At 73.1% G+C, this 13694-nt stretch carries 16 protein-coding genes and 7 tRNA genes; 10 read left to right on the top strand and 13 right to left on the bottom strand.

Annotation, left to right across the window (positions count from 1 at the left end):
• Positions 1–60: 60 nt before the first annotated feature.
• Together ACFY8U_RS29380 and ACFY8U_RS29375 are read right to left on the bottom strand one after the other, a co-directional pair.
• Positions 61–132, bottom strand: a tRNA-Val gene (locus ACFY8U_RS29380).
• Positions 133–171: 39 nt separating this feature from the next.
• Positions 172–621, bottom strand: coding sequence for an SRPBCC family protein (locus ACFY8U_RS29375; protein ID WP_389575317.1), 450 nt, complete (start codon positions 619–621; stop codon positions 172–174).
• A gap of 83 nt (positions 622–704) precedes the next feature.
• On the opposite strand from ACFY8U_RS29375, the gene ACFY8U_RS29370 reads away from it, so the two are divergent.
• The gene (locus tag ACFY8U_RS29370; RefSeq protein WP_389575316.1) at positions 705–3203 is read left to right on the top strand and encodes an SCO7613 C-terminal domain-containing membrane protein; all 2499 of its coding nucleotides are present in this window, start codon (positions 705–707) and stop codon (positions 3201–3203) included.
• A 68-nt stretch (positions 3204–3271) separates the two neighbouring features.
• Here the strand turns inward: ACFY8U_RS29370 and ACFY8U_RS29365 are convergent.
• Positions 3272–3346: transfer RNA gene (locus ACFY8U_RS29365), tRNA-Val, on the bottom strand.
• Positions 3347–3400: 54 nt separating this feature from the next.
• Positions 3401–3826: a TIGR02611 family protein gene (locus ACFY8U_RS29360; protein WP_389575315.1), complete on the bottom strand. Its 426-nt coding sequence runs from the start codon at positions 3824–3826 to the stop codon at positions 3401–3403.
• Positions 3827–4036: 210 nt separating this feature from the next.
• On the opposite strand from ACFY8U_RS29360, the gene ACFY8U_RS29355 reads away from it, so the two are divergent.
• Both ACFY8U_RS29355 and ACFY8U_RS29350 read left to right on the top strand, forming a co-directional pair.
• A complete protein-coding gene (locus ACFY8U_RS29355) occupies positions 4037–4450 on the top strand; it encodes an SsgA family sporulation/cell division regulator (protein ID WP_015032345.1) in 414 nt (137 codons plus the stop codon).
• 287 nt (positions 4451–4737) lie between these two features.
• Positions 4738–5295, top strand: coding sequence for a CGNR zinc finger domain-containing protein (locus ACFY8U_RS29350; protein ID WP_361438813.1), 558 nt, complete (start codon positions 4738–4740; stop codon positions 5293–5295).
• Between the two features lie 16 nt (positions 5296–5311).
• Here the strand turns inward: ACFY8U_RS29350 and ACFY8U_RS29345 are convergent, their stop codons facing one another.
• Together ACFY8U_RS29345 and ACFY8U_RS29340 are read right to left on the bottom strand one after the other, a co-directional pair.
• Positions 5312–5479 carry a hypothetical protein gene (locus ACFY8U_RS29345; RefSeq protein WP_389575422.1) on the bottom strand — a complete coding sequence of 56 codons (168 nt, stop codon included), beginning with the start codon at positions 5477–5479 and terminating at the stop codon, positions 5312–5314.
• A 79-nt stretch (positions 5480–5558) separates the two neighbouring features.
• Positions 5559–5993 carry a hypothetical protein gene (locus tag ACFY8U_RS29340; RefSeq protein WP_389575314.1) on the bottom strand — a complete coding sequence of 145 codons (435 nt, stop codon included), beginning with the start codon at positions 5991–5993 and terminating at the stop codon, positions 5559–5561.
• Positions 5994–6160: 167 nt separating this feature from the next.
• On the opposite strand from ACFY8U_RS29340, the gene ACFY8U_RS29335 reads away from it, so the two are divergent.
• On the top strand, positions 6161–6676 hold the full coding sequence (locus ACFY8U_RS29335) for a DsbA family protein (RefSeq protein WP_389575313.1): 516 nt from the start codon (positions 6161–6163) through the stop codon (positions 6674–6676).
• Between the two features lie 19 nt (positions 6677–6695).
• Here the strand turns inward: ACFY8U_RS29335 and ACFY8U_RS29330 are convergent, their stop codons facing one another.
• The 3 genes from ACFY8U_RS29330 to ACFY8U_RS29320 are packed head-to-tail and all read right to left on the bottom strand — an operon-like array spanning position 6696 to position 9457.
• Positions 6696–7535 (bottom strand): GNAT family N-acetyltransferase, encoded by an 840-nt coding sequence (locus tag ACFY8U_RS29330; protein WP_389575312.1) that lies wholly within the window; start codon positions 7533–7535, stop codon positions 6696–6698.
• A 42-nt stretch (positions 7536–7577) separates the two neighbouring features.
• Positions 7578–8408 carry an aminotransferase class IV gene (locus ACFY8U_RS29325; protein WP_389575311.1) on the bottom strand — a complete coding sequence of 277 codons (831 nt, stop codon included), beginning with the start codon at positions 8406–8408 and terminating at the stop codon, positions 7578–7580.
• The gene (locus ACFY8U_RS29320; protein WP_389575310.1) at positions 8405–9457 is read right to left on the bottom strand and encodes a chorismate-binding protein; all 1053 of its coding nucleotides are present in this window, start codon (positions 9455–9457) and stop codon (positions 8405–8407) included. Before ACFY8U_RS29320 ends, ACFY8U_RS29325 begins: the two co-directional genes overlap by 4 nt.
• A 233-nt stretch (positions 9458–9690) precedes the next feature.
• On the opposite strand from ACFY8U_RS29320, the gene ACFY8U_RS29315 reads away from it, so the two are divergent.
• The 5 genes from ACFY8U_RS29315 (at position 9691) to ACFY8U_RS29295 (ending at position 10178) form a co-directional block, all read left to right on the top strand.
• Positions 9691–9763 (top strand) — tRNA-Gly (locus tag ACFY8U_RS29315).
• A 39-nt stretch (positions 9764–9802) separates the two neighbouring features.
• Positions 9803–9876: transfer RNA gene (locus tag ACFY8U_RS29310), tRNA-Cys, on the top strand.
• Between the two features lies 1 nt (position 9877).
• A tRNA-Val gene (locus tag ACFY8U_RS29305) sits at positions 9878–9949 on the top strand.
• A 39-nt stretch (positions 9950–9988) separates the two neighbouring features.
• A tRNA-Val gene (locus ACFY8U_RS29300) sits at positions 9989–10060 on the top strand.
• 46 nt (positions 10061–10106) lie between these two features.
• Positions 10107–10178: transfer RNA gene (locus tag ACFY8U_RS29295), tRNA-Val, on the top strand.
• A gap of 61 nt (positions 10179–10239) precedes the next feature.
• Here the strand turns inward: ACFY8U_RS29295 and ACFY8U_RS29290 are convergent.
• From ACFY8U_RS29290 to ACFY8U_RS29275, 4 genes are all read right to left on the bottom strand, one after another.
• Positions 10240–10527, bottom strand: coding sequence for a zf-TFIIB domain-containing protein (locus ACFY8U_RS29290; protein ID WP_361438827.1), 288 nt, complete (start codon positions 10525–10527; stop codon positions 10240–10242).
• 40 nt (positions 10528–10567) lie between these two features.
• Positions 10568–11518 carry a phosphotransferase family protein gene (locus ACFY8U_RS29285; RefSeq protein ID WP_389575309.1) on the bottom strand — a complete coding sequence of 317 codons (951 nt, stop codon included), beginning with the start codon at positions 11516–11518 and terminating at the stop codon, positions 10568–10570.
• Between the two features lie 194 nt (positions 11519–11712).
• Positions 11713–11880: a hypothetical protein gene (locus ACFY8U_RS29280; RefSeq protein ID WP_361438831.1), complete on the bottom strand. Its 168-nt coding sequence runs from the start codon at positions 11878–11880 to the stop codon at positions 11713–11715.
• A gap of 185 nt (positions 11881–12065) precedes the next feature.
• On the bottom strand, positions 12066–12299 hold the full coding sequence (locus ACFY8U_RS29275; protein WP_361438833.1) for a hypothetical protein: 234 nt from the start codon (positions 12297–12299) through the stop codon (positions 12066–12068).
• 195 nt (positions 12300–12494) lie between these two features.
• Between ACFY8U_RS29275 and ACFY8U_RS29270 the strand changes: the two genes are divergently transcribed.
• On the top strand, positions 12495–13655 hold the full coding sequence (locus ACFY8U_RS29270; RefSeq protein ID WP_389575308.1) for a serine/threonine-protein kinase: 1161 nt from the start codon (positions 12495–12497) through the stop codon (positions 13653–13655).
• Positions 13656–13694 lie beyond the last annotated feature (39 nt).

Here is a 13694-nt window from a genome sequence, read left to right as displayed (position 1 = left end):
CGGAACAGGGCCGGGAATGCGGAAGGCCGGTCCGTCTTTCGACGGACCGGCCTCTCCCGGTGGGCGATACTGGGATCGAACCAGTGACCCCTTCGGTGTGAACGAAGTGCTCTCCCGCTGAGCTAATCGCCCGGGAACGGGTTGAACCATACAGGTTTCCGCGGGCTTCCTTCAAACCGCGCGCAGGTGGGCCGCCAGTCCGCGTTGTCCCGCGCGCATCATCAGGGCGTGGTTGGCACGGAAGACGGGCCGCCCGGGGACGGCGAGCCGGCGCATCAGGGGGCTGGTCACCTCGACCTCCTGCTCGTAGACCGCGCGGGTACGGGAGCCCTCGATCGCGGCGAGCGTCCAGCGCGCCCAGCCCTTCAGGTCGCCGTGGAGCGCGATCTCCAGGACGTGGGCGGCGGGATCCCGGCGCCGGGCCTCGACGGTGACGACGAGGTCGTACGGGAGGAAGGAACGGAACCTGGCGGTGCCGGTGGTGTCGTCGACGGCGACGACCTCACGGACCTGGGGCCACCAGCTGGGGTAATCCTCGGCGCGTTCGAGCACGGCGAAGACGGCGTCGGGCGGGGCGGCGAGCTGCCAGACGCTGCGGAAGCGGTAGCGACACCAGTCCATGACCCCAGTGTGTACGTACTCAGGCCCGGAGATGAGTACCCGCGCGCATGGTTCCGGACTGTGGTCCGGAGCACACTCCGGGCATGAACAATGCTCTCCCGCCCGCCGACGAACTCGTGCTCGTCGACCGCGAGCTGGCCCGGCTCGACGCTCGCCGGTCCCAGTTGCTGGCCCGCCGGGCCTGGCTGTTGCACGTACTTCACGTTCCGGCGGCGTTCCCGGCGCCGGCGCGGGCCACGACCGGGCCGGTCGGGGACTCGACGCCGCGCAGCGCCCAGAACGTGCTGCTCACGCTGGGCGGGGTGCTGCTGACGATCGCCGCGCTCGCCTTCACGCTGGTCAGCTGGGGGTCGATGGGGATCGGCGGCCGGGCGGCGGTCCTTGCCGTGGTGACGTCCGCGGCGCTGGCGGTGCCGGTGGTGCTGCTGCGCCGTGGGCTCGGCTCGACGGCGGAGGTGGTCGCGGTCCTGGGTCTGGTCCTGATGGTCCTGGACGCGTACGCCCTGCACCGGGTGGCACTCCCGGACACGGACGGTCCGGCCTTCGCGGCCGTGGCCTCGGCGGTGCTCGTGGGCGCGTGGACGGCGTACGGGACGGCGCTCGGGCGGCTGCGGACGCCGCTGCCGGCGGCGGTGGTGACGGCCCAACTCCCCCTGCCCCTGGCCGTCCTGGCCGCGGACGGCGGCCCGCCGGCGCTGGGCTGGGCGGCGCTGGCGACGGCGGTCGTGGATCTGGCCGTACTGCTCCGGGCGAAGTCGGCGGCGGTGCGCGGTACGGCGGCCGTGGGGACCGGTGTCCTGGGCGGCTGGGCCCTGCTCGCGGGCGGCGGCCTTTCGCTCTCCTCTCCCGTACCGGCGGGCGCGCTGCTGCTCGCCTGCGCAGCGGTGGCGCTCTTCGTGGCGGTGCGGGCACCTCGCGGCGGTATCTGGGGGAGGGTGGCCCGGGCCGCGGTGGCCGCGTCGGTGGTGGCGGGGCTCGCGGTGGTCGCGGCGGCGGGCGCTGTGCTGCGCCTGGCGCTGCCGGGCGACTGGGAGGTCCCCGGGTACGTGCTGTGCGCGGTGCTCCTCGCGGCGGCTCCGCGTACGGGCACGGCGGCGCCGCGTGCGGTGCGGACGGGCCTGGCGGGCGCGGGCACGGGGGTGCTGGCCCTGGGTGTGCTGTGGGCGCTCCCGCCGGTCCCTGCGGCGCTGCTCGGCCCGCTCGCGCGGACGACCCCGGTCTGGTCGGGCGCGCACGCGGACCGGGTCCTCGCCTGGTACCCGTCGACGGCCCCGGTGGTCCTGCTCGTCGCGGCTGCGGCCTTCGCGGTCCTGCCCCGGCTGTGGTCCCGCTGCACGGCGCTCTTCCTGACGTGGGCGACCCTGACGGCGCTCCCGCTCTCCCTGGAACTCCCCTACGTACCGACCCTGGCCCTCCAGCTCCTGACGACCGCGACGGCCCTCGCCCTGGCGTCCCGCCCGGGACGTCTCGTGCGTGGCCTCCCGGCACCTGGCGCCTCCGACGGGGAGGCCGCCGAGCAGGCGGCGGTCGCCGCGGACGGCGACGCGCCGCGGTGGGCCGGGTGGGGCGCCGTCGCCGCGCCGGTCGGCGCCTCCGGGGCCGTGCCGCCTCGGGAGGTACTCGGGTGGAGCGCGCTCGGGTGCGGGCTCGTGTCCGCGGTGGGCGCGGTCGCGGTGGCCCTGGACACCCGGGGTGCGACCTTCGCGGTACTCGGCGTGCTGCTGGCGCTCTTCGTCGCGGGTGCGTTCTTCTCCGAGGGGGCCCGGCGGGCCGTCGCCGCCTGTGCGGCGGTCGTCGTGGCGGCCGGTCTGGTGTCCGCCGCGGCTGCCACGGCCGAGCTCCACGGCGGGCACACCGCCCTGGCCCTGCTCCTCGTCCCCGCCGCCACGGCCCTGCTCGGCGCACGCCTCCGGCGCCATCCGGTGGCGCTGCCGGTGGAGCTCACCGGCGCCGCCGTGGCGCTGCTCGCGATCAGCACGGCGGCAACGGCCTCCCGGCCTGCCGTCCTGGCGCTCGTCCTCGCCCTCTCCGGCGTGATCGCCGCCGCCACGGCCGTCAGGCCCGAGCGCCGGCCGTTCGCCTCGTGGACCGCGGGGGCGCTGTTCCTCCTGGCGACCTGGGTGCGCCTGGCCGTCTGGGACGTGACGACGCCGGAGGCGTACACACTGCCCGTCACCGTGCCCGCCCTCGTGATCGGAGTGCTCCGGCGGCGCCGCGACCCGGAGGCCTCGTCCTGGGTCGCGTACGGCCCCGGTCTCGCGGCCACGCTCGTGCCGAGCCTCTTCGCCGCCTGGGTGGACCCGGACTGGCAGCGCCCGCTGCTCCTCGGGGTCGCCGCGCTCGTGGTGACCCTGCTGGGCGCACGGTTCCGGCTCCAGGCCCTGCTGGTGCTCGGCGGCACGGTCCTCGCCCTCGACGGGCTGCACGAGCTGGCTCCGTACGTCGTCCAGGCCGTAGGTGCCCTCCCCCGCTGGCTGCCGCCGGCCCTCGCCGGTCTGCTGCTCCTGGCCGTCGGGGCGACGTACGAGCAGCGGCTCCGGGACGCCCGCCGACTCCGGGAGCGGCTCGGCCGCATGCGGTGACCCCGGCGAGGGACGGGGAACGCCGAAGGCCCGGAGACTGGATCCAGTCTCCGGGCCTTCGGTCCGGGTGGTGGGCGATACTGGGTTCGAACCAGTGACCTCTTCGGTGTGAACGAAGCGCTCTCCCACTGAGCTAATCGCCCGGGCGCACCGCAAACATTACCGCATGTCAGCCGGTGCCCCGACCGTCCCCCGGGTCAGTCGTTGATCTTCCACGGCATGACGAAGCCGTACTTCCAGAGGTAGAAACCGAGCAGTGCTCCGATGATCACCAGACCGATCGTGGTCAGGATGATGTTGCGCCTCCGGACCTTCGGGTCGAGCGCGCGCTGCGCCGCCTCGGTGACCTTCCGCTTCGTCCAGCGGAGCACGAGCTGCGCCCAGACGAACTCGGTGGCCCAGATCGCCATGCCGCCGAAGATCACCAGCCAGCCGGGGCCGGGCAGGGGCAGCATGACCACGCCCGCGCCCACCACCGCCAGTCCCACGATGAAGACGCCGACCTGCCAGCTCAGGTGCAGGGTCCGGCGGGCCTTGATGAACTCGGGGGCCCGGGATCCCAGCTCGGACTCCCCGTCGCCGGCCGCGGACTCCCCGGTGCGCTCGTCACTCTCCGCATTCATGCTCCCAACTTACCGGACAGCGCACCCTCGCCACCGGACAGAGCAGCCTCACTCGTATGGCGGTATTACCTCAAGTCACACGCCCCCATACGAGCTACCTGAACGATCACAAAACAGACAGAGGGGTTTACAACGGCACCGTAGGTGGCATGTCGATTTCGCCGACGTGCGAATCCCCGAGCGCACACTGAGCGAAAGGCCCTGGCGCTTATGAACACCACGGTCAGCTGCGAGCTGCACCTGCGCCTCGTTGTGTCGAGCGAGTCCTCACTGCCTGTACCCGCGGGCCTGCGGTATGACACGGCCGATCCGTATGCCGTGCACGCCACCTTCCACACCGGAGCCGAAGAGACGGTCGAGTGGGTCTTCGCCCGCGACCTTCTCGCCGAGGGGCTGCACCGGCCCACCGGCACCGGCGACGTCAGAGTCTGGCCGTCCCGCAGTCACGGTCAGGGCGTCGTCTGCATCGCGTTGAGCTCCCCCGAGGGCGAAGCCCTGCTCGAGGCCCCGGCGAGGGCCCTGGAGTCGTTCCTGAAGCGGACCGACGCCGCGGTGCCGCCCGGCACCGAGCACCGGCACTTCGATCTCGACACGGAGCTCTCCCACATCCTGGCCGACAGCTGAGCCAGGCCGAGAGCCGCACGGCGCCGTCCGACTCGGGGCGACGGCGCCGCGCGGACAACCGCATACGGCAGACAACGGCGTCCTCACCGCGCAGCCGGCGCGGAGGAGGGCGCCGCTGCCCGTTCCCGGACCGTCGGCCCGGGGCCGCGGTCAGGGGCACGCGGTCGGGGCAGGGTTTCGGCCCCGCACCGGCCCGCTTTCGGACCTCTCCCGGCGGGGCGCGGCGAAGCCGCTAGAGTCAGCGCAATTCCGCGGGCGCCCGCCCGCAGCCGCCCAGGGAGCGAATCGTGCTGATTCCCCACGACACCCGGATCGCCCTCGACACCGTCGTCGATCTGATGAACACCGCCCCTCAGGGCGACCGCGAGGACGAACTCGCGGACGTCCCGGCGCTGCGCACCTTCGTGCGGGCCCACGACATCAGTGACGTGCGCGAGCTCGACGAGGACGACCTGAAAGCCGTCCAGGGGGTACGGGCCAGGTTCGCGGCGGTCTTCGCGGCGCCGGACGCCCGGATAGCGGCCACGCTGATCAACCAGCTGGTCGCCGCCGCGGGCACGACGCCGCAGCTCACCGACCACGACGGCTACGACTGGCATGTGCACTACTTCGCGCCGGGCGCCTCGGTCGCCGACCACCTCGGCGCGGACTGCGGGATGGCGCTCGCGTTCATCGTCGTCGCGGGCGAGCAGGAGCGGCTGCGGCGGTGCGAGGCCCCCGACTGCGGCCGGGCCTTCGTCGACCTCTCCCGTAACCGGTCGCGCCGCTACTGCGACAGCCGCACGTGCGGTAACCGGCTCCATGTCGCCGCGTACCGTGCGCGCCGCAAGGAAGCGGCCGGCTGAGCGGCCGCGAGCCGCCTCACAGCAGGAAGAGGTCGTGCACGGCGGCCATGAGGAGCAGACAGCCGATCACCGCAAGGAAGATCATCAGCGGTGGCTGGGAGAGCGCGAACAGACAACCGCGCGGCTCTTCGGTGGGGGCGGGGGCGTGATCCCGGGAGGTTTCGAGCATCTCGGGGGCGATCATGGCGCAGCACCCCGTGGGACGGTCCGCAACACGCCCCTCGGAAGGGGGAGTTCATCACATCCCGTGGATGCGGCGGAGCTCAGATCCCGTGCTTCTTCAGAATCGCCTCGATGTCGCTGAAGTCGTCCCCCGCCGTCGAGCCCTGCGGCTTCGCGGCCGCACCGCGCCGGCCCTGGCCGAGCGAGGGTGCGGAGGCGGACGGGGCGACGGCGCCGGGCCGCTCCCCCTTCTCGGCCTGCACGGCCTCCTGGCGCCCCGACCTGCGCCGCTCGACGGCGCGGGTGGACATGAAGAGCAGCCAGGCCACGCCGAGCACGCCGAAACCGGCCCAGGCGGTCGGGCTGAAGGCCGTGTCGAAGGCCCACTCCACCGCCCCGGTCATCACCAGGCCGATCGGCACGAGGGAGTAGGCGGCGATCCGCGCCGCGGCGAGGAACCGCTTGCGGTACGCCGTGATCGCGGCGATGCCCAGGCCCGCCACGGACACCGCGGAAAAGATGGTCTCGGCGAGCATGCGATCCTCCTGCGCCAGGGCGATACGTCCCTTCCATCCTGCACCGCCGAGGCGGCCCACGGCCATGCCGCGGGGCGGACCTCAGGGAGATCTCCGGGTCGCCCCGGACGGATCTCCTCCCCAGGTCCCGGTTGGGCCGTGCCGGCGGAGGCTGGAAGACTGCTCCCATGAGCGACTCCACCACCCCGTCCGCCTCCACCGTCACCGTGGAGGCCTGGTTCGACCTCCAGTGCCCCGACTGCTTCCGTGCGCTCGACGACGTGCGCGCGCTGCGCGACACGTACGGCGACCGGATCGACGTACAGCTGCGGCACTTCCCGCTGGAGAAGCACAAGCACGCCTACGCCGCCGCGCAGGCCGCGGAGGAGGCGATCGACCAGGGCAAGGGCTGGCCGTACGTGGAGGCGCTGCTGGCCAGGACCGAGGAGCTGGGCGAGCGCGGCGAGCCGGTCCTCCTGGACATCGCGCGCGAACTGGGCCTGGACGCCGAGGAGTTCGACACCGCCCTGATCGACGGACGGCATCTGCTGACCGTCGACGCCGACCAGGCGGAGGGCAAGGCGATCAAGGTCACCGGTACGCCGACCTATGTCGTCGGCGGCGAGCGCCTGGACGGCGGCCAGAGCCAGGACGGTCTGCGCGCGCGCATCGAGGAGATCGCCGACCGGCTGCTCGCCGGCTGACAGCCCTCCGCCAGGACGGCTAGAGCAGCGCCTTGTAGCTGTTGACGTGGGTCGTCCGGTAGCCGAGCGACTCGTAGAGCCGGATCGCCGGGGTGTTGCCGGTGAAGACATGGAGTCCGAGCAGGCGCTCTCCGGCGCCGAGCGAGTCCCGCTCGGCGAGCAGCATCAGGGCGCGGCCGTAGCCTCGGCCCCGGTGCCCCTCGACGACCTCGATGTTGTAGACGTACCGCCCCTGGATCCCCGGCTCCAGCTCGCGGGCACCCGTCCAGACAAGACCGACGGTCTCTCCGTCCCGTACCGCCACGCTGATCGCCGCCCCCGGGGAGCGCAGGCCCTGCGGCAGCAGCTCGCGGTGGCTGGAGTCGGACTTGGCGCGGGCCTGGTCCTCGGGCACGCCCCGCTCGATCCAGCTCCGCGCGAAGCCCTCCCGGGCGTCCGCCTCCCACGGCCCGAACTCCGCCTCCGTCATGGGGCGGACCTCAAGACCGGGCGGCAGCGCGGGCGGCTCCGCCGGGAGCTCCTTGACCATGTTCCGGCTGCGCTCGGTGTAGCCGAGGGCCTCCGCCATCCGCAGCGCCGCCTCCGCCCGCACCGGTACGGAGATCTGGACCTCGCCGCACCCCCAGCCGCGCAGCACCTCCTCGGCGGCGAGCGCGGCGACCGTGGCCCGGCCGCGACGGCGGTCCTTCTCGTCGATGCCGAGGCTCTCGATCACACCGGCGCCGGTTCCGAAGCCGGCTGCGGTGGAGAGGCGTACGGAGCCGACGCGGCGGCTGTTCACACAGACGTCGTAGACACGAGCGCGTCCGCCGTCGGGGGTCTGCTGAAGCGGCTCGGCCGGCCGCAGGGTGGTGGTCATCACCGGTGTTCTACCCCACCCCGGCGGCCGTCCGTCATCCCTTTATCGCGCGTGCGGGTCCCTGTCGGCCGCCGCGTGCTCGTCGAAGATCCGCATCGCCTTGGCCGTGACCGGCCCCGGGGCGGGGGTCAGTTCGCGGTCGTCGACCCGGTGCACGGCCTGGATGTCACGGAGGGTCGAGGTCAGGAAGATCTCCTGGGCGCTCTCCAGGACGTCCAGCGGCAGGTCGGTCTCGATCGCGCCGGTCCACTCGACCGCGAGGGCGCGCGTGATGCCGGCGAGGCAGCCGGAGGAGACGGGCGGGGTGTGGATGCGGCCGTCGAGCACGACGAAGACGTTGGAGCCGGTGCCCTCGCAGAGCTGCCCGACCGTGTTGGCGAACAGCGCCTCGGAGGCGCCCTGTTCACGTGCCCTGGCGAGGGCGACGACGTTCTCGGCGTACGAGGTGGTCTTCAGGCCGGTGAGCGCGCCGCGCTCGTTACGGGTCCAGGGGACCGTGATCACGGCGGTGGAGTCGGGGCGCCGGCCGGACTCGCCGAGGGCCACGACGAGGCTGGCACCGGCGTCTCCGCGCTCGGAACCGAGGGGGGAGAGGCCGCCGGTGTACGTGATGCGGAGCCGGCCGAGCTCCATGGGGTTGGCCTCCAGGACCGCGGCGCAGGCGCGGCGGACCTCGTCGAGGTCGGGGTCGGGCAGGCCCAGGCCGCGCGCCGAGCGGGTGAGGCGCTCCAGGTGGAGGGTGAGGGCGAAGGTCTCGCCGCGTACGGCCTTGATCGTTTCGAAGACGCCGTCGCCGACCGTCAGCCCGTGGTCCAGGACGGACACCTGGGCTTCCTCCGCGTCGCGCAGTCCGCCGTTGACCCAGAGTTTCATCGAGATATGGCCTTTCCGCTCGCCTCGTACGCGCCCGACGCTACCGCCAGCAGACGGGACGCCTTCAATTCGGTCTCCGCCCACTCCCGCTCGGGGTCGGAGCCCCAGGTGATGCCGGCGCCGGTGCCGAAGCGGAGCACACCCTCGGGACGGTCGATCCAGAAGGTCCGTATGCCGACCGCGAGCTCGGCGGTGCGGCGGTCGGCGTCGACCCAGCCGATGCCACCGCAGTACGGGCCACGGGGCATGGTCTCCAGGGCCTCGATGATCCGCAGGGCGCTCGACTTCGGGGCGCCCGTGACGGAGCCGGGCGGGAAGGTGGCGGCGAGCAGCTCCGGCCAGCCCGCCTTCTCGTCGAGCTCGCCGCGAACGGTGGAGACGAGATGGACCAGGCCCGGGTGCGGTTCGACGGCGCAGAGCTCGGGGACGGTGACCGAACCAGTGGCGCAGACCCGGCCGAGGTCGTTCCGTACGAGGTCCACGATCATCACGTTCTCGGCGTGGTCCTTCTCGAGCAGGTCCTCGGCGGTGCGCCCGGTGCCCTTGATGGGGCCGGACTCGACGGTGGTGCCCGTGCGGCGCAGATAGAGCTCGGGGGACGCGGTGGCGATCTCCACCCCGTGGGCGGGCAGCCGAATCGTTCCGGCGTAGGGAGCGGGGTTGCCGCGCGCCAGCAGCGCGGTGAGGGCGTCCACGTCGGCCGTGTCGGTGTCGGGCAGCGGCGCGGACATCACACGGCAGAGGTTCGCCTGGTAGACCTCGCCGCGCGCGATGTGCTCGCGGATGCGGCGGACGCCCGCGGTGTACGCGGCGTGGTCGAGGGACGACGTCCAGTCGTCGGCGGCGGGGCCGCGCCAGGCGCCCGGGACGGGAGCGGGGACGGGGTCGACCCGTACGTCACCGAAGCGGGCGCAGGTCAGACGGCCCTCGAAGTCCGCGGAGACGGCCCAGAAGCCGGCGGAGTCCAGGGCCGCGGGGTCGCTGGTGACGTCCCGCAGGTCGGTCGCGACGAGGCCGCCGAAGCGGGCCAGAGGAGCAAGGTCGTGCACAGATCGAGTCTAGGCGGGCGGGAGGGGGCGGCGGGGCGTCCGGTGCGGAGGCTCCTCCGAGGGCGGCTGCGCGCCACCTCGGGGACACGGGGAGTGAACGTCGCGCGAACGCTCTCGGCCACCCGGCTCAGTGCGCAGCTCAGCACGCTGCGGAAACGCGTTTTTGTGCTGGCCCAGGAATCCGCTAGAGTTCAACACGTCGCCGGGACGCGCAAGCGGAACGGAAACGACAAGCGGACGTGGCTCAGTTGGTAGAGCATCACCTTGCCAAGGTGAGGGTCGCGAGTTCGAATCTCGTCGTCCGCTCGATGTGGGGGATCTTCCCGACCCCCCGTATTCACTCCTGGTGGAGTGGCCGAGAGGCGAGGCAACGGCCTGCAAAGCCGTCTACACGGGTTCAAATCCCGTCTCCACCTCCAAGCGCGATTAGCTCAGCGGGAGAGCGCTTCCCTGACACGGAAGAGGTCACTGGTTCAATCCCAGTATCGCGCACGCAGAACAACCGAAGATCCGGTCCGCATGGACCGTCCCGCGCGATTAGCTCAGCGGGAGAGCGCTTCCCTGACACGGAAGAGGTCACTGGTTCAATCCCAGTATCGCGCACGCAGCACGCAGTAACCCCTGGTCCTGTATGGTTTGGGACCGTCCCGCGCGATTAGCTCAGCGGGAGAGCGCTTCCCTGACACGGAAGAGGTCACTGGTTCAATCCCAGTATCGCGCACTGTACGACGGAGCCCCCGGTCGCCTCTTGCGACCGGGGGCTCCGTCGTGTCCGCCGCTTCTCAGGAGGAGAAGAGCATCCGACCGAAGCCGCGCTGGTGGTGGTGGCCGCCGTGGTGGCCGCCGTGGTGCGGGGCGCCCCAGGCGGGGGCGGCGGGGGCACCGTGCGCCGGGTAGGCCGGCGGGGCGGGCGCGGGCGGGGCCTGCTGCACCCACTGGGACTCGAGCCGGGTCAGGGCCTCGAGCTCGCCGTAGTCCAGGAATATCCCCCGGCATCCGCTGCACTGCTCGATCTGGACGCCGTTGCGGTTGTACGTGTGCATCGCTGCATGGCACTTGGGACACTGCATGGTCGGCTCAACTCCCTGCCGTTCGGTTGGTGCTTTCAGCTTAGGGGGACGCAGGCCGGGCCAACTCGGTTCGGAGCGAGCCGATTCGGGCACACGTGTCGATCATCACGTGCTCGACCTCGTCGAGGGGGCGCTGCTCGGCGGTGGACTTGGCGAGGGCGAGCGCCGCCGTCTGGACGGTCAGGGCGCGGGCGGGGACGTCGAGTTGGACCCAGGGATCTTCGGCGGCGACGGCAGGGCCTCCGGCCTGCACATACGCGTCGAGGAAGCGGGACCAGACGTCCGGGGGCAGGAGGCCGGCGGCGAACCAGGCGGCGGGCCGTGCCAGGTCCCAGGCGGGGTCGCCGAGGCCGAGGTCGTCCACGTCGATGAGGACCCAGGGGCGTTCGGGGGCGCGGGGGTCGCGCACGAGCTGGCCCAGGTGGAAGTCGCCATGGCAGAGGAGGCGGCTGTCCACCGGCCCCTCGGGGAGGGTGCGCCAGGCGCGCAGCACGGTCTCGACGGCGGCGCGGGGCGCGCCGGAGCGGCGCATCCGTTCGACGGCGAGGGCCGCCTTGGCCGGGGCGCGCATGGGCGGGAGGCCGGGGGGCGGCGGGGTGCGGTGCAGCCGGGCGAGGAGCCGGGCGGCGTCCTCCCAGGGCGCGGCGTCGGGATCGTCCGGGTCGACGGGGGCACCGTAGGGCCAGGTGGTGAGCGGGCGGGCGTCGAGGGTGCCCATGGGGTGGCCGTGGCCCGGGGAGGGGGTGTGGGGCGGGAGCAGGATGCCGTCCAGCGCTCCGAGGGCGGCGACGGCGATGCGGGCCGCGTGCTCTTCGGGGTCGGTGCCGGGGGCGTGGGCCTTGACGACGACCGCCCCGTGGCGGACGACGGTGCCGTCGTCCCGGTCGGCGAGGACGGTCCGGGTGTGCGAGGCGCACGGGCAGGCGGCGTCCGCCCGGTGCGCGGCGTCGCGCGCGAGCGCGCTCAGCTGTTCGAGTTCGGCGTGCTCCACGCGGGGAGCGTACGCGCTGCCGCGACGGCCCGGCGGGTTCGGGGGCCGCGACCAGCGCCCCAGGGAAAGCGCGAGGGCCGGTCAGCTCCCCAGCTGACCGGCCACACGCTGCCGTCCGCCGCACCCCCGTCCCCACGGGGTTGTTGGCCGGGATGTCCCCGACCCGGGCCGCTCTCCCGGGTCCGGGGCGCCGCTCAGCGCCCCAGCATCACGCCCACGGACGACGCCTGTGTGACCACTGCGTCCCAGCCGCCGAAGGCGACGACCAGCAGGGTCGCGAGAGGGAGGACCATGGCGGTCGCCACCAGGGGGTGACGGCGGCCCGAAGGTCGGGTGCTGATCCGCGGTGCCGAGTACGCCATGGGCCCTCTCCTGTCGTGTCTGGCAGCGGCGGGTGTTGACCTCGGGGGACGAGTGCTCACCCGCCGCTTGACTTCAACATTAGGGAGCGGACGGCGGCCGGACGTCATGCCCGCGTACCGATCTCCGGGCCTCCCGGAGGATGACGAACACCGTTCGGCGTACTCCCCAGGGTGGAGGGTCCGGGCTAGTTCTGAGGGTCTTCCCTGAGAGGGACCGGCTGTTCGACCAGTGCGAGGACCCGGCTCGCCATGAATCGGGCCGTCCGGACGACCACCCCCGTGCGCGTGACTTCGCTCACTTCCACGACCCCTCGCCGTACGGCCGTCTCCACCCTCCGGCCCGCCCGGCTTGCCACCACTTCGTACGTCCGTGTCGTGTCCCCCGCGTCCACGACTATCTCCACGCGATCACCCTTCATCGGCCGAATCCCCCTTCTGCGATTGGATGTTGGAGAATCCCGCGGCCCGGACGGGCGGCCGCGCCGCCGTCCTGACCACCCCTCAAGTGTCCTCCCCAGCACTGACAATCGATCCCCGCGCGAGGGCGCGGCCTATGAGCACACCGGGTCGTCGATACGTAAGCTGTGCCACGTCGAACGGACGAGGGGACGGACATGGCGATGATGCGGCTCCGGCGCGAGGATCCGCGGATCGTCGGGTCGTTCCGGCTCCACCGCCGGCTCGGGGCCGGCGGGATGGGGGTCGTGTATCTGGGGTCGGACCGGCGCGGGCAGCGGGTGGCGCTGAAGGTGATCCGGCCTGATCTGGCCGAGGACCAGGAGTTCCGGTCGCGTTTCGCGCGCGAGGTCTCCGCGGCCCGCCGGATCCGGGGCGGCTGCACGGCCCGGCTGGTCGCCGCCGACCTGGAGGCCGACCGCCCGTGGTTCGCCACCCAGTACGTGCCCGGCCCGTCGCTGCACGACCGGGTCGCCGAGGAGGGTCCGTTGCGGGCCGCCGACGTGGCCGCGATCGGGGCGGCGCTCTCGGAGGGCCTGGTCGCCGTCCACGAGGCCGGGGTCGTCCACCGGGACCTCAAGCCCTCGAACATCCTGCTGTCGCCCAAGGGCCCGCGGATCATCGACTTCGGCATCGCCTGGGCCACCGGCGCCAGCACCCTCACCCACGTGGGAACGGCCGTCGGCTCCCCCGGCTTCCTCGCGCCGGAGCAGGTGCGCGGCGCGGCCGTCACCCCGGCCACGGACGTCTTCTCGCTCGGCGCCACGCTGGCGTACGCGGCGATGGCGGACTCGCCGTTCGGGCACGGCAGTTCGGAGGTCATGCTCTACCGGGTGGTCCACGAGGAGCCGCAGCTCAGCGGCGTACCGGACGCGCTGGCCCCGCTCGTCAGGGCGTGTCTGGCCAAGGATCCCGAGGACCGGCCCAGCACGCTCCAGCTGTCGATGCGGCTCAAGGAGATCGCCGCCCGCGAGGCGCAGGGGCTGCCCGCGGGGCGTCCGCCAGTACAGCGGGAGCGTACGGAGCAGTCGACCGGCAGCCGGCCGACGGAGCGGTACACCGAGCGCACGACGCAGGGGCGGGACCAGGGCGCTGCCTCCCGGCCGTCCGGGCCCCGTACGGGCGGGGGATCCGCGCGTGCGTCGCAGTCCCGGCCGAACGGGCGTCCCGTCCCCTCGCGGCCCGGCGGCGCGCGCACGACCTCGACCGGGCGCCGGCCGGCCAATCCGCGGCTGCTGCGGCAGCGGCTCTTCGTCTTCGTCGTGGTGACGCTGGTCGTCGCCCTGGGGATCGCCGCCGCGCAGGCCCTCCAGGGCTAGACCGCGAGTCCGTTCCGGCCTGGGTGCCGGGGGGGGGCG

The sequence above is a fragment of the Streptomyces sp. NPDC012508 genome, from assembly GCF_042902595.1.
Lineage (GTDB): Bacteria > Actinomycetota > Actinomycetes > Streptomycetales > Streptomycetaceae > Streptomyces.
Note: the sequence above shows the minus strand (reverse complement) of the source record. Positions and strands in the feature narration are given on the sequence as shown.